The organism is Lentzea chajnantorensis, assembly GCF_054300775.1.
Genome location: NZ_JBSDZT010000002.1, coordinates 2,943,337 through 2,966,618, shown reverse-complemented (window position 1 = coordinate 2,966,618; position 23,282 = coordinate 2,943,337). Strand labels below are relative to the sequence as shown.

General features: G+C 70.0%; 22 protein-coding genes and 1 pseudogene. 8 read left to right on the top strand and 15 right to left on the bottom strand.

Annotation, left to right across the window (positions count from 1 at the left end; translation table 11 throughout):
• Positions 1 to 24: 24 nt before the first annotated feature.
• The gene (locus ACVDFE_RS15320) at positions 25 to 621 is read right to left on the bottom strand and encodes a TetR/AcrR family transcriptional regulator (protein WP_458430822.1); all 597 of its coding nucleotides are present in this window, start codon (positions 619 to 621) and stop codon (positions 25 to 27) included.
• A gap of 63 nt (positions 622 to 684) precedes the next feature.
• Between ACVDFE_RS15320 and ACVDFE_RS15315 the strand changes: the two genes are divergently transcribed.
• Together ACVDFE_RS15315 and ACVDFE_RS15310 are read left to right on the top strand one after the other, a co-directional pair.
• A complete protein-coding gene (locus ACVDFE_RS15315; RefSeq protein WP_458430821.1) occupies positions 685 to 1,149 on the top strand; it encodes a DUF1453 domain-containing protein in 465 nt (154 codons plus the stop codon).
• Positions 1,150 to 1,292: 143 nt separating this feature from the next.
• On the top strand, positions 1,293 to 1,550 hold the full coding sequence (locus ACVDFE_RS15310; protein WP_458434341.1) for an aminotransferase class V-fold PLP-dependent enzyme: 258 nt from the start codon (positions 1,293 to 1,295) through the stop codon (positions 1,548 to 1,550).
• Positions 1,551 to 1,897: 347 nt separating this feature from the next.
• Here ACVDFE_RS15310 and ACVDFE_RS15305 read toward each other — a convergent pair whose 3' ends face one another.
• Genes ACVDFE_RS15305 through ACVDFE_RS15290 form a run of 4 tightly spaced genes read right to left on the bottom strand, consistent with a single transcriptional unit; the run spans position 1,898 to position 5,207 of the window.
• On the bottom strand, positions 1,898 to 2,287 hold the full coding sequence (locus ACVDFE_RS15305; RefSeq protein WP_360390054.1) for a RidA family protein: 390 nt from the start codon (positions 2,285 to 2,287) through the stop codon (positions 1,898 to 1,900).
• A gap of 27 nt (positions 2,288 to 2,314) precedes the next feature.
• Positions 2,315 to 3,217: a methionyl-tRNA formyltransferase gene (locus tag ACVDFE_RS15300; RefSeq protein ID WP_458430820.1), complete on the bottom strand. Its 903-nt coding sequence runs from the start codon at positions 3,215 to 3,217 to the stop codon at positions 2,315 to 2,317.
• Positions 3,214 to 4,443 carry an argininosuccinate synthase gene (locus ACVDFE_RS15295; RefSeq protein ID WP_360390061.1) on the bottom strand — a complete coding sequence of 410 codons (1,230 nt, stop codon included), beginning with the start codon at positions 4,441 to 4,443 and terminating at the stop codon, positions 3,214 to 3,216. Before ACVDFE_RS15295 ends, ACVDFE_RS15300 begins: the two co-directional genes overlap by 4 nt.
• 20 nt (positions 4,444 to 4,463) lie before the next feature.
• A complete protein-coding gene (locus tag ACVDFE_RS15290; RefSeq protein ID WP_360390064.1) occupies positions 4,464 to 5,207 on the bottom strand; it encodes a HalD/BesD family halogenase in 744 nt (247 codons plus the stop codon).
• Positions 5,208 to 6,037: 830 nt separating this feature from the next.
• On the opposite strand from ACVDFE_RS15290, the pseudogene ACVDFE_RS15285 reads away from it, so the two are divergent.
• Positions 6,038 to 6,945 (top strand): annotated as a pseudogene (locus tag ACVDFE_RS15285) (IS5 family transposase).
• A gap of 8 nt (positions 6,946 to 6,953) precedes the next feature.
• On the opposite strand, the gene polA reads toward ACVDFE_RS15285, so the two are convergent.
• Complete coding sequence (polA, locus tag ACVDFE_RS15280; RefSeq protein WP_458434340.1) at positions 6,954 to 9,581, bottom strand: DNA polymerase I; 2,628 nt, start codon at positions 9,579 to 9,581, stop codon at positions 6,954 to 6,956.
• 153 nt (positions 9,582 to 9,734) lie between these two features.
• Here polA and ACVDFE_RS15275 point away from each other — a divergent pair, with 153 nt between their 5' ends.
• Complete coding sequence (locus ACVDFE_RS15275; protein ID WP_360391443.1) at positions 9,735 to 10,094, top strand: hotdog fold thioesterase; 360 nt, start codon at positions 9,735 to 9,737, stop codon at positions 10,092 to 10,094.
• Positions 10,095 to 10,254: 160 nt separating this feature from the next.
• Here ACVDFE_RS15275 and ACVDFE_RS15270 read toward each other — a convergent pair whose 3' ends face one another.
• The 5 genes from ACVDFE_RS15270 to ACVDFE_RS15250 all read right to left on the bottom strand — a co-directional run bounded on the left by ACVDFE_RS15270 (position 10,255) and on the right by ACVDFE_RS15250 (position 15,698).
• Complete coding sequence (locus ACVDFE_RS15270; RefSeq protein WP_360390069.1) at positions 10,255 to 10,971, bottom strand: ABC transporter ATP-binding protein; 717 nt, start codon at positions 10,969 to 10,971, stop codon at positions 10,255 to 10,257.
• The gene (locus ACVDFE_RS15265) at positions 10,968 to 11,774 is read right to left on the bottom strand and encodes an ABC transporter ATP-binding protein (protein ID WP_360390072.1); all 807 of its coding nucleotides are present in this window, start codon (positions 11,772 to 11,774) and stop codon (positions 10,968 to 10,970) included. The genes ACVDFE_RS15270 and ACVDFE_RS15265 overlap by 4 nt, the downstream gene beginning before the upstream one ends.
• Positions 11,771 to 13,483, bottom strand: a complete 1,713-nt coding sequence (locus ACVDFE_RS15260) for a branched-chain amino acid ABC transporter permease (protein ID WP_360390075.1) — start codon at positions 13,481 to 13,483, stop codon at positions 11,771 to 11,773. Before ACVDFE_RS15260 ends, ACVDFE_RS15265 begins: the two co-directional genes overlap by 4 nt.
• On the bottom strand, positions 13,480 to 14,394 hold the full coding sequence (locus tag ACVDFE_RS15255) for a branched-chain amino acid ABC transporter permease (RefSeq protein ID WP_360390078.1): 915 nt from the start codon (positions 14,392 to 14,394) through the stop codon (positions 13,480 to 13,482). The genes ACVDFE_RS15260 and ACVDFE_RS15255 overlap by 4 nt, the downstream gene beginning before the upstream one ends.
• Before the next feature lie 77 nt (positions 14,395 to 14,471).
• On the bottom strand, positions 14,472 to 15,698 hold the full coding sequence (locus ACVDFE_RS15250; RefSeq protein ID WP_360390081.1) for a branched-chain amino acid ABC transporter substrate-binding protein: 1,227 nt from the start codon (positions 15,696 to 15,698) through the stop codon (positions 14,472 to 14,474).
• 450 nt (positions 15,699 to 16,148) lie between these two features.
• On the opposite strand from ACVDFE_RS15250, the gene ACVDFE_RS15245 reads away from it, so the two are divergent.
• Positions 16,149 to 17,555 carry a hypothetical protein gene (locus tag ACVDFE_RS15245; protein WP_458430819.1) on the top strand — a complete coding sequence of 469 codons (1,407 nt, stop codon included), beginning with the start codon at positions 16,149 to 16,151 and terminating at the stop codon, positions 17,553 to 17,555.
• On the opposite strand, the gene ACVDFE_RS15240 is transcribed toward ACVDFE_RS15245, so the two are convergent.
• Together ACVDFE_RS15240 and ACVDFE_RS15235 are read right to left on the bottom strand one after the other, a co-directional pair.
• Complete coding sequence (locus ACVDFE_RS15240) at positions 17,536 to 18,147, bottom strand: ANTAR domain-containing response regulator (RefSeq protein ID WP_360390086.1); 612 nt, start codon at positions 18,145 to 18,147, stop codon at positions 17,536 to 17,538. The two genes, ACVDFE_RS15245 and ACVDFE_RS15240, sit on opposite strands and share 20 nt — an antisense overlap.
• A 42-nt stretch (positions 18,148 to 18,189) precedes the next feature.
• A complete protein-coding gene (locus ACVDFE_RS15235) occupies positions 18,190 to 19,008 on the bottom strand; it encodes a hypothetical protein (protein WP_458430818.1) in 819 nt (272 codons plus the stop codon).
• 261 nt (positions 19,009 to 19,269) lie between these two features.
• Between ACVDFE_RS15235 and ACVDFE_RS15230 the strand changes: the two genes are divergently transcribed.
• Genes ACVDFE_RS15230 through ACVDFE_RS15220 form a run of 3 tightly spaced genes read left to right on the top strand, consistent with a single transcriptional unit; the run spans position 19,270 to position 21,738 of the window.
• Positions 19,270 to 19,557, top strand: a complete 288-nt coding sequence (locus ACVDFE_RS15230; RefSeq protein ID WP_458430817.1) for a hypothetical protein — start codon at positions 19,270 to 19,272, stop codon at positions 19,555 to 19,557.
• Positions 19,558 to 19,616: 59 nt separating this feature from the next.
• The gene (locus ACVDFE_RS15225; protein WP_458430816.1) at positions 19,617 to 21,197 is read left to right on the top strand and encodes a thiamine pyrophosphate-binding protein; all 1,581 of its coding nucleotides are present in this window, start codon (positions 19,617 to 19,619) and stop codon (positions 21,195 to 21,197) included.
• A 55-nt stretch (positions 21,198 to 21,252) separates the two neighbouring features.
• On the top strand, positions 21,253 to 21,738 hold the full coding sequence (locus ACVDFE_RS15220; RefSeq protein WP_458430815.1) for a mycothiol transferase: 486 nt from the start codon (positions 21,253 to 21,255) through the stop codon (positions 21,736 to 21,738).
• An 8-nt stretch (positions 21,739 to 21,746) separates the two neighbouring features.
• On the opposite strand, the gene ACVDFE_RS15215 is transcribed toward ACVDFE_RS15220, so the two are convergent.
• Both ACVDFE_RS15215 and ACVDFE_RS15210 read right to left on the bottom strand, forming a co-directional pair.
• Positions 21,747 to 22,274 carry a PH domain-containing protein gene (locus ACVDFE_RS15215; RefSeq protein ID WP_458430814.1) on the bottom strand — a complete coding sequence of 176 codons (528 nt, stop codon included), beginning with the start codon at positions 22,272 to 22,274 and terminating at the stop codon, positions 21,747 to 21,749.
• A 34-nt stretch (positions 22,275 to 22,308) separates the two neighbouring features.
• The gene (locus tag ACVDFE_RS15210) at positions 22,309 to 23,226 is read right to left on the bottom strand and encodes a LysR family transcriptional regulator (protein ID WP_360390100.1); all 918 of its coding nucleotides are present in this window, start codon (positions 23,224 to 23,226) and stop codon (positions 22,309 to 22,311) included.
• Positions 23,227 to 23,282: the final 56 nt, after the last annotated feature.

The following is a 23,282-nucleotide window of genomic DNA, read 5'->3' as shown; positions in this document are numbered from 1 at the left end:
CGGCGTTCCGGGCCACGACCGGTGCTACCGCAGCGACTCCAGGTGCCGGTGCAGCAACGCCACCGCCAGTTCCGGTGTCATCCGATCGGGGTGCAGCACCCCTCCGACGGTGAGCCCGTCCACCAGTGCCGCCAGCCGCTCGACCTCCACCCGCACGTCGAGGTCCGCGGCGGCGGTGCCCTCCGCGACCATCCGACGCACGACCTCCCCGCAGAGGAACCGCAGCCCGTCGTACAGCCGTTCGGCGTGCGGGAGCAGGGCCGGCCTGGTGCGCGCCGCCGTCGCGAAGGCCAGCCACAGGACGGCTTCGTCGCGGCGGCGGTCGTCCAGCGGCAGCACCTCCGACAGGACGAGCACACCCGGCCTGCCCTCGGCCTCGCCCAGCCGCTCGACGTGGGCCAGCACGCGGGCGCCGATCGAGTCCACCAGCGCCTCGACCGCGAAGACGATCATCGCGTCGTGGTTGTCGAAGTAGTGGCGGACCGAGCCGATGGCGAGGCCCGCCTCCAGGGCGACGGTGCGCAGCGAGGCGCCCTCGACGCCGTCGCGCACGACGACGCGGAACACCGCCTCGGCGACGTGCTTGCGGCGGGTGGCGGGATCGACGACTCGGGGAGACACGGCCACTTTGTAGCACGACCCTGCTAGTTTAAGTAGCAGGGTCATGCTACTTAGGGGGAAGCCATGACGTATCTGCTGATAGCAGCGGGTGTCCTGTACGTGCTCGTGCGCAGGTTCCTGGGTGAACCGCTCAACGCCAGGGACCTCCTCGCGCCACCCGTGTTCCTGCTGTTCTTCGGGATCAGGGCGACGACGGACTTCCACGCGAGCTACCTGCTGCCGCTCGCGGCGGGGTTCGCGTTCGGCGTGCTCCGGGGCGTCACGACCAAGCTCTACGAACGCGACGGGCACCTGTGGCAGCGGTACACGCCGTGGACGTTGCTCGTGTGGGTGGCGTCGATCGGCGTGAGCACCGGGCTGGGGTTCCTGATCGGCGGGCACGCGCCCACGCAGCTGTCGATCGGCGTGAGCATGCTCGGCGAGCTGTGCGCGATCGGCGCGAAAGCGCTCAACACCGGTGTTCCGTTCGCGCAGGAGGAGACACGGAACCCGCTCGCGAGGTTCCATGACAGGCGTGGATCGTCGTGACTTCCTCGTCGGGGCCGGACTGCTCGCCGTCGCACCGGCCGCGCAGGGACTGGGCTGGGGCGCCGTGCGGCGCGAGTTCCGGCTGGACCCCGATCTGGTGAACTTCGGCCAGTTCTACCTGGCGTCGAACCCGCGCGAGCGCGATCACCCCGCGGACCCGTGCCGTCGGCATCACCCAGGTGCAGTCCGGCACGGGCCTGCGCATGCCCGTGCGCACGTGCGCCGAAGTGGTCGCCGAGGCGAACAGGGGACGCGCGCAGGAGGACCGCTGCCTGCTGGTCGTCGACGGCGTGCACGGGCTGGCCGCCGTGGACGAGGACCCCGCGCGGACCGGCACGGACGTGTTCGTCGCGGGCACGCACAAGTGGTTGTCCAGGCCGCGCGGCACCGGCATGACGTAGGTGAAGCCGCAGGTGGTGCCACTGCTGCCGAGCCTGGGCGGCCGCGGCGGCACGGCGCTGCCGGGACCGCGTGGCCGCCCGGATCACCGAGCTGGCCACGCGGTTCAAGGAAGGACTCGCCGAGCTGCCCGGCGTCACCGTGCACACGCCCCGCGACCAGGACCTGTCCGCGGGGCTCGTGTGCTTCGACGTCACCGGGCAGACCGGCGACCAGCTCGTCGCCCGCCTTGAGCGGAAACGGATCCAGATCACCACCGCGCCCTACCGGCGGCCCCATGCGCGGATCGGCGCCGCCATCACGAACACACCGGAGGAGGTGGACCGGACGCTCGCGGAGATCCGGTCGCTCACCCGCTGGTGGCCGCGACGACCTCGATCTCCAGGAGCCACTCCTCCTCGTAGATGTCGCAGGCGATCACCGTGACCGCCGGCTCGTGGTCACCGAGGACCTCTTGGCGCACGCGGGAGTTGGCGCCGCGGTACTTGCGGTCGGACAGGAACGTCGTCGCCTTGACGATGTTCGTGCGGTCCATGCCGGCCGCTTCGAGCGCGGCGAACACGTTCGCCCACGCCTGGCGGCACTGGTCGTCGAAGTTGTCGGGCACGTTGCCGTCGGCGTCGACCGGGATCTGACCGCTCACGAACAGCAGCTTGCTGCCGCCGGGCACGCTGGCCGCCTGGACGTAACCGGGACTGGGGATCGCCGTGTTGATCGGCGTGAAGGATGCGGTACGCACGCACCGCATCCTCCCGCATGGCCACGATCAGGTGAGCCGGCCGCCCATCTTCTTGAACACCTCGGCCGCCGGACGTGCTTCTTCGCCGTCGACCTGGACCTCCAGCAGGATGATGCCCTCGGTGCCCGTCACGACCGCGACACCCCCGTCCGCCTGCCGCACGACCCGGCCGGGCGTGCCGCAGAAGCCCATCGACGGCGGCGCGGCCCTCTTCACCGCGACCTTGCGGCCGTCGAGCGTCGTCCAGGCGTTCACGTACGGGTCGGACTGGCCGCGGACCAGGTCGTAGATCTCCCTGGTGCTCCTCGTCCAGTCGATCCTGGTGTCGTCCTCGGTGATCCGGTGCCAGAACGTGCGCTTCGACGCGTCCTGCGCGGTGCCCCGGTCGCCCGCGGCCAGCTTCTGCAGCGCCTCCAGCGTCGCCGGCACGTACTGCGCGGTCACCTGCTCGTAGACCTCGGTGGCCGTGTCGTGGTCGCCGATCGGCACGACCCGCTGCACCACGACGGGCCCCGTGTCGAGCTCGGGTTCCATCAGGTGCACCGTCACGCCGGTCTCGCTCTCGTGCTCCCGCACCGCCCAGTTGACGGCACCGAACCCGGAGAACTTCGGCAGCAGCGCGTCGTGCACGTTCAACGCGCCCAGCCGCGAGGTGGTCAGCAGCTCGCCGGGCAGCCGGGTGCGCCAGTTCGTGGACACGATCGCGTCCGCTCCCAGCTCCCGCAGCTGCGCCGGGAGGTCGGGCTCGCGCCCGTTCGACGAGGTCACGGACCGCAGCCCGTGCTGCTCGACCAGGTCGGCCACGTGGGGCTCACCGAGCCCGGTGAACTCGGTGCGGTGGGTCAGCACCAGCACGACGTCGTGGTGTTCGACGAGCGCGCTGAGCACCACCGCGCCGAGTTCGCCGTAGCCGAAGAAGACGATCCTCATGAAACTCCCTCAGGCGCTGGGTCGGCCGCCGCGGCGACCGACGCGAAGCGCAGCGCGTTCATCCGGATGAAGCCCTCCGGGTGGTGCCGCTCGTAGGCGGCCGCGCCCACGCCCGCCTCGAACGACACGCGCTTGCGGCTGTGCCGGGAGAACGGCGAGGTGCGCCGCAGCACGCTCACGTTCCCCTTGTACAGCGCCACCTCGACGTCGCCGGACATGTTCTGCTGGCTGTGGTCGATCGCCGCCTGCAGCATCTCCCGCTCGGGGGCGAACCACAGACCGCGGTAGACGAGCCTGGCGTAGCGCGGCATCAGCTCCTCCTTGAGCAGCGCCACCTCGCCGTCGAGCGTCAACGCCTCCAGCGCGCGCCGCGCGGTCAGCAGGACCGTACCGCCGGGGGTCTCGTACACGCCACGCGTCTTGATGCCGATGATCCGGTTCTCGACCATGTCGACCCGGCCGACCGCGTGCTTCGTCGCGAGCTCGTTGAGCTTGCCGAACGTGTCGGTCGCGCTCAGCGGAACGCCGTCGACCGCGACCGGGTCGCCGCCCTCGAACGTGATCGTGACGCGCTCCGGCTCGTCCGGTGCCTCCGCGAGGTCGCGCACCCGGAAGAACACGCCGTGCGGGGGCAGTGCGCCGGGGTCTTCCAGCACCTCGCCCTCGTAGGTGGTGTTCATCAGGTTCTGGTCGACCGAGTACGGCCGCTCGGCCGCACCGGTGCTGTCGATCTGGATGCCGTGGTCGGCGGCGTACTTGAGCAGCTGCGAGCGGGTGTTGAGGTCCCACTCCCGCCACGGTGAGATGATCTTGATGTCCGGGTTGAGCGTCTGGTACGCGAGCTCGAACCGCACCTGGTCGTTGCCCTTGCCGGTCGCGCCGTGCGCCACGGCGTCCGCGCCGACGGTCTTCGCGATCTCGATCTGCTTGGCCGCGATCAACGGCCGCCCGATCGCCGAGCCGAGCAGGTAACCGTCCTCGTAGACGGCGTTGGCCCGCAGCATCGGGAAGACGTAGTCCCGTGCGAACTCCTCGCGCAGGTCCTCGACGAACACCTCCGCCGCACCGATGGCGTACGCCTTGTCCCTCGCCCTGTCCAGCTCCTCACCCTGTCCGAGGTCCGCGATGAACGCGACCACCTCGCACTCGTAGGTCTCCTTCAACCACGCCAGGATGACCGAGGTGTCCAAACCGCCGGAATAGGCAAGAACCACTTTGTTGACCACGACGCTCCTCATACTTTATTTCAGACGCGGAAAAGGTCTTCCATGGTTTCGTGCGAGATTTCCTTGCTCAGATCCCGCTCGGCCGCGTAAGCCATGTTGATGATCGTGCGCGTGGCGCCTTCCTCGACCGGGTGCACGCGGTGCAACGTGGTGTCGGTGCGCAGCAGGTAGATGTCGCCGGGCCGCAGCTCGTACGAATAGATGGGGTTGTTCACCAGCTGCTTGAAGACCTGCGGGTTCTTCTTGTCCCAGGACGTGCCGGGCACCGTCTGCACGAACCCGCCGAACTCGACGTCCGGGCAGTCCACCACGTAGATGACCCCGAAGCTGTAGTCGTCCCAGTGCCACCCGTGCGTGTCACCGGGGCGCTCGAGGTGGGTGATGACGTAGTGCTCCGGCTCGTACGGGCACTCCAGAACCTGCTCACCTGCGACGTTGCTCAGCGCCCTGATGAAGGCGGGGCTGCTGTAGAGGTCGACGGTCGCACCCGCGTGGGCCCGGATGTCGGCCGCCGTGACGTTGCGCATGTACCGCGGGCTGTTGCTGGTCTCGGCGAGGTGCAGGTCCCTGCGGATCGACTGCTCGGCGAGCAGGTCGTTCACCTCTGCGGCCACCATGGCTTTCACGTCGGCCGGCAACAGGTAGGACACGAGCGCGAAGCCCGTTTCGTAGAACGACTTGCGCGAGGCCCACAGCTGCTCGTTGTCCACCTCGCGGTGAACGTGCTCCTCGATGGACGAATCCAGTGAAGTGACGATGGACAATTCCGTCTCCCCGGTCGGTCGTTTGCAGCCGAAAAAATCCCCCACTGAAATCGGCTCCTAATGTGACGCCCCGACAGCCTGCTGGTTTTGTTCAGCCGGTGTCAACGGCGGTTAACCGGGGTGGTTCGATGCCGGAATGGGCGGGATCAACGTCCGTTATGGCTGCAGCGCGGGCGGCGACGCCGTTCCGGGCGGCGGGACCTCGGCGCTCTCGGCCACGACACGCGGTGGTTCCCGCGTCACCTCGTGGGCCGTGCACCCTCCGGCCGCCGCTAGGGCGACCAACCCGGCGGTGGCGAACGGCGCAACGCCGATCCACCCGCGGGGCCGGTCCTCCTCGCGCACCGGGGCTACCCACGTCGGCGGCGGTTCAACCACATCGGGTTCGAGTTGTCCGGCCTCGTGCGGCCCCGGCACGAACAGGACGCCGGTGCGCCAGGGCCACCCTGCCCGGCGGCTGACCGGCCGGCGGGCGCGGGTGGTGGCATCACGGCCGATGACCGCGGTCTACGCGCGCGGTGCCGATGTCAAGGCCGACTCGGTACGCCATGAGCGGGCCGGACGTGCGCGGACACACCATTGGAGCGTTCCCACCGACTGGCGTGGGAGCGGGGCCACAGCCGAACTCTTCCCCTCAACTCGTTGACGAGCAACAAATTGAGGGGAAGAGTTCAGGTTCTACGGCAAGTTTTCCAGTGCGGCGGAACGGATCGGTCGCGCTAGGTCGTGTTTCAAAGGTGAGGTGATCGGCGGCGTGTCGGTGCCGGAACGTGGCGAGGTCTCCGGTAAGTGGGTTAGCGACCAAGCAAACCCGCAATACCGGAGACCTCGTGGCCAGCGTAGCGGCAGCGGGGCGGGCCGACCTGACCGACGCGCAATGGGCGGCGTTGCAGCCGCTGCTGCCTGTCGGGCGTAAACCGGGGCGCCCGCCGAAGTGGAGCAAAAGGCAGTTGATCGACGGCATCCGGTGGCGGGTGCGCGTCGGTGCCCCGTGGCGCGACATCCCGCCTGACTACGGTCCCTGGCAGACCGTGTACGGGTTGTTCCGCCGCTGGCAGCGGGCCGGAGTCTGGCAGGAGATCCTGACCGCGCTGCAGGCCCGTGCCGATGCCGATGGGTTGATCGTGTGGGACGTGTCGGTGGATTCCACCATCACGCGGGCGCACCAGCACGCCGCCGGCGCACGGAAAAGGGGGATCTGCAGGTCGAACCGCCCGGCACCCCGGCCGGCGGGACCGAGCCCGACGATCACGGGCTGGGCCGGTCGCGCGGTGGCTGGACCAGCAAGCTGCACCTGGCCTGCGAGCAGGGCCGCAGGCCGTTGTCACTGCTGGTCACCGCCGGGCAACGGGGCGACAGCCCGCAGTTCACACCGGTGATCGAGCAGATCTCGGTGCCACGCATGGGGCCCGGACGCGCCAGGACCCGTCCGGACCGGGTTCTGGCGGACAAGGCCTACAGCTCCCAAGCCAACCGTGCCTACCTGCGGCGCCGCGGGATCAAGGTGACCATCGACCAGCCCCGCGACCAAGCCGCCCACCGCAAGGCCAAAGGCTCCGCAGGCGGACGGCCACCCGCGATCGACCGGCAGGTCTACAAACAGCGCCACGCCGTCGAGTGCGGCATCAACCTGCTCAAGCAACACCGGGCCGTGGCCACCCGCTACGACAAACTCGCCACCCGCTACCAGGCCACCGTCCACGTCGCCGCCATCAACATCTGGCTACGCCACATCTAAAACACGGCCTAGTGCGCCGCGTCGTCCCACGAACGGCCGACGCCCACCGAGACCTCCAGCGGCACCTGGAGCTGGTAAGCGTTGCCCATCTGGTCGCGGACCAGGGCCTCGACCGCCTCGCGCTCGCCGTCGGCGATCTCCAGCACCAGTTCGTCGTGGACCTGGAGCAGCATGCGGGAACGCAGGCCGGAGGACTCCAGGGCGCGGAAGACACCGAGCATCGCGACCTTGATGATGTCCGCGGCACTGCCCTGGATCGGGGCGTTCAGCGCCATGCGCTCGGCCATCTCGCGGCGCTGGCGGTTGTCCGAGTTGAGGTCGGGCAGGTAGCGGCGGCGGCCCAGCACGGTCTCGGTGTAGCCGTCCTTGCGGGCCTTCTCCACGATCTCGTTGAGGTAGTCGCGCACGCCGCCGAAGCGGGAGAAGTACGCCTCCATCTGCTCGCGGGCCTCTTCGGTGGGAATGCGCAGCTGCTGCGACAGGCCGAAGACGGACAGGCCGTAGGCGAGGCCGTACGACATGGCCTTGATGCGGCGGCGCATCTCGCCGGTCACCTCGGAGGTGGGGATCGAGAACGCCTGCGAGGCAACGTAGGTGTGCAGGTCCTCGCCGGAGTTGAAGGCCGCGATCAGGCCCTCGTCGCCGGACAGCGTCGCCATGATCCGCATCTCGATCTGGCTGTAGTCGGCGGTCATCAGCTCGGCGTAGCCCTCGCCGACGACGAACGCCTGCCGGATGCGGCGGCCCTCGTCGGTGCGGATCGGGATGTTCTGCAGGTTCGGGTCCGTCGAGGACAGCCGGCCGGTCGCCGCGATCGTCTGGTGGAACGTCGTGTGGATGCGGCCGTCGTCGGCCACCGACTTCAGCAGGCCGTCCACAGTGGACTTGAGTCGGGTGACGTCGCGGTGCGACAGCAGGTGCTGCAGGAACGGGTGCTCGGTCTGCTCGAACAGGTTCTGCAGCGCGTCGGCGTCCGTGGTGTAGCCGGTCTTGGTCTTCTTCGTCTTCGGCATGTTCAGCTCGTCGAAGAGGACCGCCTGCAGCTGCTTGGGGCTGCCGAGGTTGATCTCCTTGCCGATCACCGAGTACGCGTCCTGCGCCGCCTGCTTCACGCCGGCCGCGAAGTGCGCCTCCAGCTCGGACAGGTGGTCGACGTCGATCGCGATGCCGACGGCCTCGACCTCGTCCAGCACGTTCATCAGCGGCAGCTCGAGGTTCGCCAGCAGGTCGGCGCCGCCGATCGTCACCAGCTCGGCGTCGAGGCGGTCGGCGAGCTCGGCCACGGCGCGGGCGCGCAGGATCGCGCCGGTGGCGACCTTGGCGGCCTCCTCCGACTCGTCCGACAGCAGCGACAGCTGGCCGTCACCGGACTCCTCGGCCCGCAGCTCGCGCTTGAGGTAGCGCAGCGCCAGGTCGTCGAGGGCGAACGAGCGCTGGCCGGGACGCACCAGGTACGCCGCGAGCGCCGTGTCCGAGGTCAGGCCGCGCAGCTTCCAGCCGCGGGCGCGGACCCGGCGCAGTGGCAGCTTCAGGTCGTGGCCCGCCTTGGTGACGCCCTCGTCCGCCAGCCACGCGGCGAGCGCCTGCTCGTCGGCCTCGTCGAGGCCTTCGACGGCGACGTAGCCGCCCTCACCGGAGGCGGTGCACAGGGCGACGCCCTCGACGTCCTGGCCCGCGATCCGCAGCGCCACGCCGACGCGGGCGCCACGGGCGTGCTCGTCGAGCCATGTGGCCAGCGTGCCGGCCGGGATCGCGCCGCCGGAGACCTCGAAGCCCTCCTCGGCCTCGGGCTCCGCGGTCGACAGGGTCTGGAACAGCCGGTCGCGCAGGACGCGGAACTCCAGCTCGTCGAACAGCCGGTGCACCGCGTCGCGGTCCCACTGCCTCACCGCCAGACCGTCGATCTGGTACGGCAGTTCCAGGTCGCGCACCAGCTCGGTGAGCTGGCGGTTCATGATGATGTTGCTCAGGTTGCCGCGCAGCGCCTCGCCGACCTTGCCCGGCACCTCGTCCACGCGGTCGACCAGCCCGTCGAGCCCGCCGAACTGGTTGAGCAGCTTGATGATCGTCTTGGGGCCCACTCCGGGCGTGTTCGGCAGGTTGTCCGACGAGTCGCCGCGCACCGCCGCGTAGTCGGCGTACTGCTCGGGCTTCACGCCGTGCTTCTCCTCGACGTAGGCCGGGGTGAACCGGCCCATCTCGGACACGCCCTTGACCGGGTACAGCACCGTCACCTTGTCGTTGACGAGCTGGAACGCGTCCCGGTCGCCGGTGACGATCTCCACCTCGAAGCCCTGCTCCACCGCCTGCGTGGTCAGCGTGGCGATGACGTCGTCGGCCTCGAAGCCCTCCTTCTCCATCTTGCAGATCTGGAGCGCGTCGAGGACCTCGCCGATCAGCGAGACCTGGCTGCGGAACTCGTCCGGCGTCTTGGAGCGACCGGCCTTGTACTCGGGGTACTGCTCGGAGCGGAACGTCTTGCGGGAGACGTCGAACGCCACCGCCACGTGCGTGGGCTGCTCGTCGCGCAGGATGTTGATGAGCATGGACGTGAACCCGTACACGGCGTTCGTGACCTGCCCGGTGGCCGTCCGGAAGTTCTCGGCGGGCAGGGCGTAGAACGCTCGATAGGCCATCGAGTGACCGTCGATGAGCAGGAGCCGCTTCACGTCTGAGGGAGTCACGAGCCCGAGTCTAGGGTGGTGGTCTGACAGTTTCGCTTGAGCCCTGGAGCGCACGTGATCGGCGACCTGCCCACCGAGTACGCAGACGAGCAGTTGCACACCCGCATGGGCATAGAAATCACCCGATGGGATGTCCAGGAGATGGTCGGCACCATGCCGGTCAAGGGCAACCGCCAGCCGTTCGGGCTGTTGCACGGCGGCGCGAACGCGGTGCTCGCCGAGCTGCTGGGCTCGGTCGCGGCCACCATGCACGCGGCGTCGTTCGGCTCCATCGCCCTCGGGCTGGAGCTGTCCTGCACGCACCACCGCGCGGCGCGCGAGGGGATCGTGACGGGCGTGTGCCGCCCGCTCCACCTGGGACGGTCCACGGCGACGTTCGAGATCGCCATCTCCGACGAGGAGGGCAAGCGGACCTGCACCGCGCGCCTCACGTGCATCATCCGCCCCAAGGCACCGGGGGCCTGAGCACCGGGGCAGGTCCCACCCGGTGTCCACAGTGGATGCGGCGCTGGCCTGGAGCCACCTGCGCTTTCGACTCGTCACGCCCGAACGTGGACCACGGCCGGGCTGAACAGCGAAACGGGGCGGAGGAAGGTTCCTCCGCCCCGTTCGCCGTGCTACCGGCTCAGTGCGACTCGCCCAGGTACGCGTCGCGCACCCGCTGGTCGGCCAGCAGCTGGTGCCCGGGACCGTTCAGCGTGGTCCGGCCGAGGTCGATCACGTAGCCGTGGTGCGACAACGCGAGGGCGGCCAGTGCGTTCTGCTCCACCAGGAGGATGGTGGTGCCGAGCGACTGCAGCTCCTTGATGGTGTCGAAGATGCGCTGGGTCATGATCGGCGAGAGGCCCATGGAGGGCTCGTCGAGCATGAGCAGGCGCGGCTTGGACATCATCGCGCGGCCGATGGCGAGCATCTGCTGCTCACCGCCGGAGAAGAGGCCGGCCTTGTTGTGCCGGCGCTCGCCCAGGACGGGGAACAGCTCGTAGACCCGGTCCATGTCGGCCTGCACGCCGTCGTCCTTGCGGACGTAGGCGCCGAGCTGGAGGTTCTCCTCCACGGTCATCCGCGGGAAGAGCCGCCTGCCCTCCGGTGAGTGCGAGATGCCCATGCCGAGGATGGCGTGGGCCGGCTCGCTGTGGATCGGCTTGCCCTGGAACAGGATCTCGCCGGACACCGGGCGCAGCAGACCCGAGATGGTGCGCAGGGTCGTGGTCTTCCCCGCACCGTTCGAGCCGATCAGCGACACGATCTGACCGGCCTCGACGGTGAACGAGATGTCGCGGACGGCCTCGATCGCGCCGTAGGCGACCGAGAGGTTGCGGACTTCGAGCAGCGGGCTCATGCCTGCTCCCCCTTCGCGGCCTCGATGTCGTGCTCGACTTCCTCCGGCGGCTTGCCGAGGTAGGCCTCGATGACCCGCGGGTCAGCGCGCACGACCTCGGGGCTGCCCTCGACGAGCAGCTCGCCCTGCACGAGCACGGAGACCGAGTCGCACAGCCCGAAGATGAACTTGATGTCGTGCTCGATGACGACCACGGACACACCCGTCTCGCGGATGCGGAAGATCAGCTGCTGCGTCGCTTCCGTCTCCTGCGGGTTCATGCCCGCAGTGGGCTCGTCGAGCAGCAGCACCGACGGGTCGGTGGCCAGCGCGCGCGCGATCTCAAGACGGCGCTGGTCGCCGTACGGGAGGTTGCGCGCGAGCTCGTCGTCCGGTCCGCGCAGGCCGACGAACTCGAGCAGCTCGCGGGAGCGCTCGCGGGCCGCCTTCTCGCCGCGGTGGTAGGCCGGGCCGTGGAACAGCGACGCCAGCGGGCCCTGCTTCATCCGCACGTGCCTGCCCACCATGACGTTCTCCAGCACGGTCATGCTGGGGAACAGCCGGATGTTCTGGAACGTGCGGGCGAGACCCGCGTCGGTCACCTTGGCCGGGTCGCCGGGCAGGACGTTGCCCTTGAGCAGCACCTGGCCGGTGGTCGGCGTGTACAGACCCGTGAGGCAGTTGAAGAACGTGGTCTTCCCCGCGCCGTTCGGGCCGATCAGGCCGACGATCTTGCCTTCGTCGAGCGACAACGTCACGTTCTTCAGCGCCTTGAGGCCACCGAAGACCATCGAGACGTCACGCGCCTCCAACACCGGCGTCACGCCTTCGCCTCCTTCGGCAGCTCGTCGACGTGGGTGCCGTCGACGTTCTCATCGGCCAGCTCCGCGCGCCGGTGCGCGTCGGGGATCAGGCCCTGCGGGCGGAACCGCATGATGAGCACCAGCGCGAGGCCGAAGATCATCAGGCGGTAGTCCTCGAAGTCGCGCAGCTTCTCGGGCAGCACGAACAGCAGCGCGGCACCGAGCACGGCGCCGGGGATCGAGCCCATGCCGCCGAGGATGACCGCCGCGAGCAGCGTGATCGACTCGAGGAACTTGAACGACTCGTAGGACACGGTGCCGTTCTTGTGCGCGAACACCGCACCCGCGAGACCGGCCAGCATGGCGCCGATGAGGAACGCGAGGATCTTCATCTTGCCGGTGCGGATGCCCATCGCGCGGGCCGCGTCCTCGTCCTCGCGGATCGCGATCCAGGCACGGCCGATGCGGCTGAACTTGAGGTTCGCGAACACCGTCATCGTCGCCGCGACCAGCAGCACGATGAGCACGTAGTAGAGGACACCGGCCGGCAGCTTCACCGAGCCGAGGGTCAGCTGCTTGTTGAACTCAGTGCCGAACAGCGACAGCTGCGGGACGCCCGGGATGGCGTTGGAGCCGTTGGTCATGCCGCCGATGTTGTTCTGCGCGGAGCGGGTGAAGATCTCACCGAACGCCAGCGTCACGATCGCCAGGTAGTCACCGCGCACGCGCAGCGTCGGCGAACCGACGATGGCGCCGAAGATGCCAGCCACGACCGCCGCGATGACCGCGGCCACCGGGAACGGCAGGTCGATGCCGAAGTTCGCGGCGGCGGCACCGGAGAAGTTCGCCGCGACGAGCGCGCCGATGCCCATGAACGCCACGTACCCGAGGTCGAGCAGACCGGCGAGGCCGACGACGATGTTCAGGCCGATCGCGGTGGCGGCGTAGATGCCGATGTTCGCCGCGACCGTCATCCAGTACTCGTTGCCGGCATCGGTGAACGGCAGCAGCAGCGCGCACGCCAGGAGCACGATCACGCTGAACACGCGGTGTTCCTCGGACAGGTGCGAGATCCACTTGGTGTAGCCGATGCCGTTGAGCGCTGCCAGCAGTCCGCCGGCGAAGCCGAGGAACGACAGGAAGATGGCGCCCGCGTACGGGTTGCCGGCACCGACACCGCCGGTGGTCAGCATCGCGGAGACGGCGTAGAGCACCGCGCCGAACGACACCAGCAGCACCAGGTACGCCACCGGCGTGCTGAGCTTGATCCGCCAGTTGCCGGGCGGCTCGATGCCGATGCCGTAGCCGGCGAGGATCACCAGCACACCGGCGACGACGCCGGCGATGCTGCCGAACGCCACCACGTCCTTGTACGCGGTGATGGCACCGAACCCGCCGCCCTTGACGACGAGGTAGATGCCGTTGATGGCGGCCACCGACAGGACGCCCCAGCCCAGCGCGCGCACGACGCGGCCCTTGGACGGGGTCGGCGCGAAGGCGGCGACGAGCACGAGCACACCGAGCACCAGCATGTGCCAGCGGAAGCCGGTGAGCGCGAACGGCGCGTCGAAGAACGACAGCGTCGACTTGTCCGGCCAGTTCCCGTCGTTGAGCGGGAACGTGACCCACGGCAGCATGGCCGCGACGATCGACAGCACGCCGCCGACGGCCGCGAACGGCTTGCCCAGTGGCGCGAGAGCGGAGCGCTTCTCAGCAGCGGTCGTGGTCATGCGCGCACCCTTTCCGGCTCGCCGAACAGACCCTGCGGGCGGAAGACGAGCACGAGGATCAGCACGACGAAGATCCAGACGTAGTCGTACTGGGTACCGCCCGGCATGTACTGGCCGGCCAGGGTCTTGATCAGACCGATGATGAACGCGCCGATGACCGCACCGCGGATGCTGCCGACGCCGCCCAGCACGGCCGCCGTGAAGGCGAAGATGCCGTTCTGGAAGCCCATGTCGATGTTGATGTTGTTCAGGTATCCGCCGAACATGACGCCGGCGACACCGGCGAGCACGGCACCGAACACGAACGTCAGCACGATCACGCGGTCGGGGTTGATGCCCATCAGCTTCGCGGTGTCGGGGTCCTGCGCGGTGGCCCGCATCGCACGGCCCATCCGCGACCGGTTGATGTAGGTCTGCAGCAGGATCGACAGACCGACCGACAGCACCACGAGCAGCACGCCGGTCCACGGCACGCTGATGGGGCCGAGGGCGAGGCTCCCCGTCGGGAAGACCTTCGGGTAGGGCAGGTTGGACGTGGCGTCGGGGTACCAGACGCGCACGGCCTCCTGGAGGAACACCGAGACGCCGAGCGCCGTGATGAGCGGCGCGAGCCGGGGCGCGTTGCGCAGCGGCCGGTAGGCGAAGCGTTCCATGACCACGGCCACGACGACCGCGACGAGGATGCCGCCCAGGAACATCAGCGGCAGAGCCACGGCAGGCGACTTCTTGAGGTCGTCAGGAAGAAGCGTGAACGTGGCGAGTCCTCCGTACGAGGACACCATGAAGACTTCACCGTGGGCGAAGTTGATCAGCTGGATGATGCCGTACACCATCGTGTACCCGAGGGCGATCAGGGCGATCAAAGCGCCCTGCACGACCCCGTTCGCCAGCTGTTGGAGCAGGACTGACACGACTACCTCCGTAGACGGCGGGGGCGAGCAAACTTCGCCCGCCCCCGCCGCAGCTTCATTTAACGATCAGCAGTCGGTCAGCCCGTGTACTCGCCGGTCTGCACGTCATCCCACTTGGTGCCGGTGACCTGGTAGACGGTCAGGACCTTGTTGGTGCTGTCGCCGTACTGGTCGAACTTGACCTCACCGGTGGCGCCGGAACCGCTGTAGGCACCGACGTTGGTCAGCATGGCGTCGCGCTTGGCGTCGCCCCACTCGCCGCCCTCGACGGTCTTGGCCAGACCACCGATGATCGCGTTCGCGGCGTCGTAGGAGAACGCACCGTAGGCGGCGAAGTCCTCCTTGCCGAACTTCTCCTTGTACGCGGTCACGAAGGCCTTGGCGGTCTCCAGCGACTCGGTCGGCGCACCGACGGAGGTGGCGAGGTCGCCCTCCTTGCCGCCGAGGTCGATGAACTTCTGGTCGTAGATGCCGTCGCCGCCCATGAGCGGGACGTTCAGGCCGTTGTCCTTCATCTGCTTGGACAGCGGACCGGCGGCCGGGTACTCACCGCCGTAGTAGACGGCCTCGGGCGCGAGGCCCTTGATCTTCGACACGACGCCGGAGAAGTCCGTGTCCTTCTCACCGACGGTCTCGGTGCCGACGATCGTGCCGCCCTTCTTGGCGACCTGCTTCGCGAACTCGTCCGCCAGACCCTTGCCGTAGGTCTTGCCGTCCGTGATGATCGCGATCTTCTTCTTGCCGGCCTTCTCGACCATGTAGTTGGCCGCGAACGGGCCCTGCAGGTCGTCGGTCGCGCAGACGCGGAAGTAGTTGTCGAACTGCCGCTTCGGCGCCGTCAGGAAGTCGTTGCCCCTGGTCAGCGACGGGTTGGTGTTCGCGGGCGACACCTGCGGGATCTTCTTGTCGCGCAGGATCGGCTGCACCGTCTGGGCGACCGACGAGTTCAGCGTGCCGACGACGCCGACGACGTTCGGGTCGGTCGACAGCTTGGTGGCCGCCTGGGCGCCCTTGGCCGGGTTCGCCTCGTCGTCCTGGGCCGACACCTGGAGCTTGTAGCCCTTGACGGTGCACTTCTTGTTGGCCTCGTCCACGGCGAGCTCAGCGGACTGCTTGATGCCGATGCCGAGCGCCGACAGGTTTCCGGACAGCGGAGCGACAACGCCGACGGTCAGCGTGCCCTTCGACGTGTCGCAGCTGCCCCCGGTGCCGCCCGCTTCGGTCTTGTCATTCGTGCCACAGGCCGCGACGACGAGCAGCGTGGCGCCGACGATCGCTGCGGACTTCACAAGGTGCTTACGCACGTGAGTCCCTCCTCTATCCGTGCTCACTGCGATGGCGAGATCTCCGCGCACCGCTCCACGCCCCTCTGCTGAGGGATGGCCGGACCCTAGGCGCTGATTGTGACCCCAGTCATCAACGCCAATGGGCTCGTGACCATAACGCAACTCGGCGTTATGTTTTGTTTAAGGAAAGTCACCGTCAGTAACCTTCGTTCACTCTTTGGACTGCTGCCATAGCCTGGGCGTATGACTCCGCGTCGTCGTTTGGTCGCAGTCATCGCTGCCGCCGGGGTGCTGACCTCGGCGGTCCTGGTGCTGCGCGACCCCGGCCCGGACCCGCAAAACCCCAGCTCGGAACCTGTGCGGCTGACGAGCTACACGGCCGACTATGTCAAGCCACCGCCCCGTTCAGGCTCGATTTCGGCACCGTCCTCCGTCTGGAGCAACGACGGGCGGGTGCAATGGTCTCCCGTGGCGGGCGCCGCGGGCTACGAGGTGTCGGGCAGGCTGGTCGCGTCACCCGAGGTCGCCGGCGGTGGCACACCGGAGGTGCGGGCGGTCGACGCGCACGGCCGGCGGTCGGCGCCGGTCCGCGCCGAGGAACGCGCGGGGGACGACGGGGCGTGGCGGCAGCGGGTGTCCGGGTTCCTGGAGGAGTTCGACGACCCGCGGGTGGAGCGGCACTTCCACCTCAGCGGCCGGCGCGGCTGCGTGAACCCCTCGCTGGGCTCGGGCCGGCTCGTGGTCGACATGCCGTGCGGCGAGGGCACGGCGGTCCTGCGGGCGCGGTCACCGCTGGTGCTCGAAGACGCCGGCGAGCTCGGGCGTGTCGCGGTGGTGACGTCGGCGGCGGGTCCCCGCGGCAAGCTCGTGGTGGACCTCGTGCCGGGCACGCCCGACCTGGCCGGACCCACTCCCCCGGCCGGCGCGATCCGCGTGGTGGTGGACGACTCGGTCGCCGGCACGCGCGGCGCGGGCGTGCTGCACCGGTTCGAGGTGGTGCTGACCCGTGACGGCGTGCGCGTGCTGCAGGACGGCGCGGAGATCTCCCGCTCGGCCGCGGTGCCCGCGTGGCGGCAGGCGACCGTGCTGGTCGGCGTGACCGCGCCGCCGGGACGGCCGGGACGGGTCGAGGTCGACACCGTCGGGATCTCCGGCGGACCGCGGCCGGTCACCGAGGTCGTCGAGACGCCCGTCGTGGCGGGCACGTTGCGCGTGCTGGAGCCGGAGGAGGAGGCGCCAGGCATCGGCGTGGCGCGCACACCGTTGCGGAACGCGCCGTCCGCCCGGCTGCGCGCCACGGTCCGGCTGGGCGACGGCGGTGACGTGAACGGCCTGGTGGCGCAGCTCGGAACGGCGCGAATCCCGTTGCGGCCGCAGACCGAGGGCTGGTCGGCGGCGCAGGACTCCGAGGTCACCGTGGCCGGTGACGTCCCGGCCGAGCTGCTCGGACCCGAGACCGGGGCGCTGTCGCCGTTCGTGCTGCGGATGCCGGGCGCGTCGCAGGCGCAGGTGCTGGAGAGCTACCTGGAGGTGCCGGGCGAGACGCGGGCGCGGCTGCCGAACGCCCCAGGGCCCCTGCCGCCCGCCGTGCCCGTGATGACCGCTGAGTTCGCCGCTGTGACCCCGAACGAGGCAACGCTCGTCGTCACCCTCGACGGCAGCGCCACACCGTCAGTGGCTCCCGTGGCGGGCTTCGAGGTGTACGTCGATCGGCACCACGCGGCCACGGTCGCCACGCCCGGTGGCGTCGGCGGCCGGCACGAGCTGCTCCTCGCGCTCAAGAGCAGTCACGACGTCGAAGTCCGCCTGCGCCCCGAGGATCCGGGACGGCAGGCGGACTCGGTCTGGCTGGAGCTCAGCCGAAGTTCTCGATGACGGCCTCGGCCACGGCCTTCATCGTGGTGCGGCGGTCCATGGCGGTGCGCTGCACCCACCGGAACGCCTCCGGCTCGCTCAGACCCTGCTTGGTCATGAGGATGCCCTTGGCCCGTTCCACGACCTTGCGGGTCTCCAGCCGCTCGGTCAGACCGGCGACCTCCTGCTCCAGTGCCGCGAGCTCGTTGAACCGGCTGATCGCCAGCTCGATCGCGGGCACCAGGTCCCGCTTCGCGAACGGCTTGACCAAGTACGCCATCGCACCCGCGTCACGGGCGCGCTCGACCAGCTCGCGCTGGCTGAACGCAGTGAGGATCACGACCGGCGCGATCCGGTTGCCCGCGATGTGCTGCGCGGCCTCGATCCCGTCGACCTTGGGCATCTTGACGTCCAGGATCACCAGGTCGGGGTCGAGCTCGGTCGCGAGTTTGATCGCCTCTTCACCATCCGCGGCCTCACCGGCCACGTCGTAGCCCTCCTCGCGCAGCATCTCCACGAGGTCGAGGCGGATGAGCGCCTCGTCCTCGGCGACGAGCACGCGCGGGGCCTTGCGCGTGGCTTCGGACTGGGCCTCGGCAGCCTGCTGGGTCACCGGGGTCCTCCTGACGATCGTTCCTGCGGGCGAAAGGGCAGTCTACCGGCGCCCGTGGCGCTGATCGGGCTCACCAGCCGTGACGGCAGACACGAACTCCTCCGGCCACGGGTAGGTGCGCATGCCCCGGTCGACGTCCTCGGCCGGCGCCTCGCTGCGCTGCAGCACGACCTCGTGCGCCGTGCCGAACCGCGGGCGGGCGAGCTTCTCCCGGACGCCGGCCTCGGAAGGACCGCCCGGCCACTCGACGAACCAGCCGTCACCCAGCGGAAGCGCACGGAGCCAGCACGCGTCGTGCCACAGGTGCACCCGGCGCAGGAGAGCGCTCCCAGTGGCCGCTTGCGCGACCTCCTCGTCGAGCCCGCCGCCGTCTGCGTACTCGACGCCGCGGAACTCGTGCATCCACCGCACGTACCGCATGCCCTGGTCCCACACCGCCTGGTCGACACCGGCGAGGACCACCGACGCCTCCCCTGTGGTGAGCTCGGCGGAGCGCCGGTGCTGCCGGTGGACGAGCCCCGCGACACCCATGCCGTAGCCGCCCTCGGTGCGCGGCAGCAGCTCGAACAGCAACGGCCCCAGCACGCGCGGCGCGAGGTGCAGCCGGACCGCCTCCCCCGGCTCCACCGCGCGGAACGCGTGGGTGGGCGTCGTGATGCTCGCCGGGGGCATGAGCTGGACGATGCTCGCCGCCGTGCAGCCGGCGAGCAGCACCTTGGCCTCCAGCTGCTGCTGGGCCGCGGTGGTCGCGTCGGGCAACGGCGCCCCGTCGCGCACGGCGGGAACGGCCTGCGAGAGGTTCTCGCCCGTGTAGGTGCGCCGCAGGTCGGCGAGCTGGTCCGTGGTGGACAGACGTGCCATGGCAGCAGTCCTCGTTTCCGCCGCCCGGCTCGGCCGACAAGGACGCATGTGCACGCGTCTACGTGGTCAGTGCGCAGTTCGTGAGCAGGAGTTGCTGAACTCTGCGACGGACTCCGCTCCACTGCCGGGAGAGCGGCTCCAGCCCCACGTCTGCTCGACGCCACCGACCACGGTACCGGATCTGCGCACCCGATTTTCTGTCCGCGCCGACGATCAACCGGTACCGCACGTCGACGGTGAGCCGCGGCGCGCTGGTCGCGCATGCAGAACCGCCCGGACGTGTCGGTCACCGGGTTCGTGGTCGAGGACTGGTCCACCACCGCGCCTGGAACTCCGCGGGCCGGTTCGTCCGATGTGGACGACGTGGTGGGCGGTGGCGCCGCCGTCCGGGCCCCTGACCCGCAGCCGGCGAACAGGAAGACCAGCCCTCGTCGTGCACCGGACGCCCCGCCACCCGATCTTCGGCAGGTGCGCACGGCCCCCTCGCCGGTCGTGACGACGCCCGGCGGGCGCGGGTCCGTCGAAGAGGCATCGAACAGGTGGTCCTGAGCACCAGACCTGCTGCACGACCGTTGCCGGTGCGATAAGCGCCCCTTAGCGTCGAGCGCATGCCCAATGGTGCCGAGAGCCTGCTGGCGATGGTGGCCGCGCACGACGTCGAGGTGGTCTTCGGCCTGCCCGGTGTGCACAACCTGGCGGTGTGGGAAGCGCTTGCGGCGTCCGGGATCCGGATGATCGGCGTGCGGCACGAGCAGACGGCCGTGTACGCGGCGGACGGGTACGCGCGGGCGACCGGGCGGCTTGGCGTCGCGGTGGTGACGACGGGGCCGGGGGCGGCGAACACGCTCGGTGCGACGGGCGAGGCGATGGCGTCGGGCAGTCCGGTGCTGGTCATCGCGACGGACATCTCCAGCGCGGTGCGGCGGCCCGGCGTGTACCGCGGGGTGCTGCACGAGACGCGGGACCAGCGGGCGTTGTTCGGCCCGGTGACCAAGGCGGCGTTCGACGTGCCGGCGGCGGACGAGCTGCCCGCGTACGTCGACCGGGCGGTGCGCACCGCTCTCGAAGGCGCGCAGGGGCCGGTGTACCTCGGGGTGCCGACGGACTTCCTGACCGCGGAAGTGGCGTGGGGCGTCAGGTCTGCCACCGGCGAACGGCCCCCGGTGCCGGACCTGTCCGAGGCGGTGGGGCTGGTCGTGAAGGCCGAACGGCCGCTGCTGTGGGTGGGCGGCGGTGCGGCGCGGTCCGGGGCCGGGGCGGCGATCAGCGCGGTGAACGACAGGCTGAACGCACCGATCATCACCACCTACGGCGCGCGCGGCATCAGCGACCACCCGCTCGTCGTGCGCGGACCGGTGCACGCACCGGTGGTCGGCGCGTTGTGGGACGAGGCGGACCTCGTGGTCGCCATCGGCACCGACTTCGACGGCATGATGACGCAGAACTGGTCACAGCCCAAGCCACGCGCCCTGCTGTCGATCAACATCGACGAGGCCGAGCTGTCGAAGAACTACCCGGCCGACGTGGCGTTGCTCGGCGACGCGCGACACGTGACCGCGGCGCTCGCCGAAGCGGTCCCGGTCAAGAAGGCCGCCGTGGACGTCGAACGGGTCAACGCGGCGGTGCGGGAGTTCGTGCGCGCGGACTCGCCGGAGGCGGCGGTGTTCCTGGACGCGATGGCGGGCGTGGACGCCACGATCGTCGCCGACATGTGCATCCCCGGCTACTGGCTCGGCGGGTTCCACCACGTCCGCAGGCCGCGCGGGCTCGCCTACCCGGTCGGCTGGGGCACGCTCGGGTTCGGCTTCCCCGCTGCCATCGGTGCGGCGGTGCACGGGCGCACCATCGCGGTCGTGGGCGACGGCGGGTTCCTGTTCGCGTGCGGCGACCTCGCGACAGTGCGGCAGGAAGGGCTGCCGTTGACCGTCGTGGTCGCGGACGACGGCGGGTACGGCATGTTGCGCTACGACCAGCAGATCGCCGGCCACGCGATCACCGGCGTCGACCTCACCCGCCCTGACTTCGCGAAGCTGGCCGAGAGCTTCGGCATCCCGGCGGTCACGCTCGACGGGTTCGGCGGCCTCGCCGAGGCGCTCACGGCCGAGGGACCGAACGTGGTCGTGGTCAACGCCAGGCTGCAACCTCCGGTCAACACCTCTCCGCGCTGGTACCGCACAACCACCGGCTGATCATGTTCGCGGTCGACCGGGAGCCCGCCGAGCAGTCGGCTGGCAGACTCCTGCCGTGACCCGAACCTGGCCCGAGAACCTCGCGACCGACGAAGGTGTGCTCGCCTGGCAGTTCCTCGACTTCCTGCGCAGGACGGCCGTCCTGAAGGTCGACGGCCTGACCCGCGAGCAGGCGGCCGCCGCCCCGATCGCCACCTCGCCGAAGCTGACCGCGCTCGGCGTTCTCAAGCACCTCGTCGCCGTCGAGCGCTACTGGCTCTGCATCGCGGGCGCGGGCCTCGGCCTGCCGTCGCTGTGGGAGGGCGACCCCGACCCGTCGTGGGACCTCGACCCGGCCGACACGCCGGAGACGCTCATCGCCGCCTACCGCGCGGAGTGGGCCAACGCCGAAGCCCTCCGGGACCGCGGCGCGGACGCTGTCGCGGCGGACGGCAAGCGCACGGTGCGCTGGGTCCTCGCCCACGTGGCCCAGGAGACCGCACGCCACGTCGGTCACCTCGACCTGCTGCGCGAGCTCGCCGACGGTCAGACGGGCGAATAGGGGCGCGATCAGGAAACGCCGGCCCAGGCCACGACCAGCAGCAGGGCGACCAGCCTCAGGAAGTGCCACGGACAGAGGTCGAGCCGCCTGCCGGGCACCTCACCCGCGGGCGGCACGGCCGGGCGGTGCCGCTCGATCTCCTCGCGCATCCGGTGCTGCACCCGGCTGCCGCCCAGTGCGCTCGCGAGCGAGAACGCCCCCGCGGTCACGTCGACCCGCTCCCCCGTCGTGAGCACCAGGACGACCTCGCGGGTCACCTCGACCTCGCGCAGCGCCGTCCACGGCACCCAGTAGGAGCGGAACCAGTTGACGACCCGCACCCCGGACTCATGGACGCGCACCGCCGGGTGCGCGAAGACCATCCAGCAGAACCAGATCAGCGGCGCCATCACCGCGACGAGCTCCACCTGCTGCGCGAACCCGGCACCGGGGAGCGGGTGCAGCAGGACGTAGGCCGTGCCGCCGGTCCCACCGATGGCCAGGGACCAGCCGACCGCGCTGTCGGTCCTCCTGCGCAGCACTGCTCTCGCCTTCACCCGACGCATTGTCGCCGACTCCCCGTTCTCCCGGTCATGGCAGGCCGACGTGGTCGCCCACGGCGTCCTCGCAGGCCTGGTGCAGGGCGTTGACCGCGTCGTGCAGCAACGGGTTGGTGTTCGCCGTCCGGTGCACGACGTGCACGTGCCGCCGCAACGGCTTGCCGCGCAACGGCATCGCGTGCGTGCCGCTGAGCGCCTTGTGGCCGAGCGCCGGCACGAGGGCGACGCCGACGCCCGCAGCGACGAGCGACTGCACCACCTCGTAGTCGTTGCTGCGGAACGCGATCCGCGGCGCGAACCCGGCCGCGGCGCACAGCCGGGTCAGGCAGGTGGCCCCGGACGTGCCGTCCCGTGACGCGATCCAGCGCTCGTCCCGCAGGTCCTCCAGCCGCACGGTGACCCGCGCCGCGGGATGGTGCTCCGGCACCATCACCAGCAGCGCCTCGTCCAGCATCGGCCGCACCGTCAGCTCCTCCGGCCACGTCCGGGGAACGAGGTCGTAGGCGTAGACCAGCGCCAGGTCGAGCTCCCCGGTCAGCACCAGCGGCAGCACGTACTCCGGCTCGCCCTCGTCCAGCCGGATCTCGGCACCGGGCAGCTCGGCCGTGAGCCGGGCGAGCGCCCTCGGCACGACACGCGACGACGCCGTGGGGAACGTGCCGATCCGCAGCCGCCCGCGCAGGCCCTGCACCACCGCCTTCACCTCGTGCTCGAACCCGTCGAACGCGGCCAGCAGCTCCGCACCCCGGTCGGCGATGAGCAGCGCGGCCGACGCGGGCCGGATCGAGTGCGCCTCGCGTTCGAACAGCGTCACGCCGACCGCCCGCTCGAACGCCGAGACCTGCTGGGACACCGCCGACGACGTGTAACCAAGGCGGCGGGCCGCCTCGGCGAACGAACCGGCCCTCACGACCTCGACGAGCGTGCGGAGATGCACCGGGTTGAGCACCAGGCCAGCTTATGCTCGACGACGCGAGGTTTCGCTCTGCCGCCTCTGGTGTTCTC

Excerpts from the sequence above, each read along its gene's own strand:
- ACVDFE_RS15230 (WP_458430817.1), top strand. The coding sequence starts at position 19,270 with ATGCAGAACCGCCCGGACGTGTCGGTCACCGGGTTCGTGGTCGAGGAC.
- polA (WP_458434340.1), bottom strand. The coding sequence starts at position 9,581 with ATGGCCTATCGAGCGTTCTACGCCCTGCCCGCCGAGAACTTCCGGACG.
- ACVDFE_RS15225 (WP_458430816.1), top strand. The coding sequence starts at position 19,617 with ATGCCCAATGGTGCCGAGAGCCTGCTGGCGATGGTGGCCGCGCACGAC.
- ACVDFE_RS15275 (WP_360391443.1), top strand. The coding sequence starts at position 9,735 with ATGGGCATAGAAATCACCCGATGGGATGTCCAGGAGATGGTCGGCACC.
- ACVDFE_RS15260 (WP_360390075.1), bottom strand. The coding sequence starts at position 13,483 with ATGACCACGACCGCTGCTGAGAAGCGCTCCGCTCTCGCGCCACTGGGC.
- ACVDFE_RS15270 (WP_360390069.1), bottom strand. The coding sequence starts at position 10,971 with ATGAGCCCGCTGCTCGAAGTCCGCAACCTCTCGGTCGCCTACGGCGCG.
- ACVDFE_RS15300 (WP_458430820.1), bottom strand. The coding sequence starts at position 3,217 with ATGAGGATCGTCTTCTTCGGCTACGGCGAACTCGGCGCGGTGGTGCTC.
- ACVDFE_RS15235 (WP_458430818.1), bottom strand. The coding sequence starts at position 19,008 with ATGGCACGTCTGTCCACCACGGACCAGCTCGCCGACCTGCGGCGCACC.
- ACVDFE_RS15315 (WP_458430821.1), top strand. The coding sequence starts at position 685 with ATGACGTATCTGCTGATAGCAGCGGGTGTCCTGTACGTGCTCGTGCGC.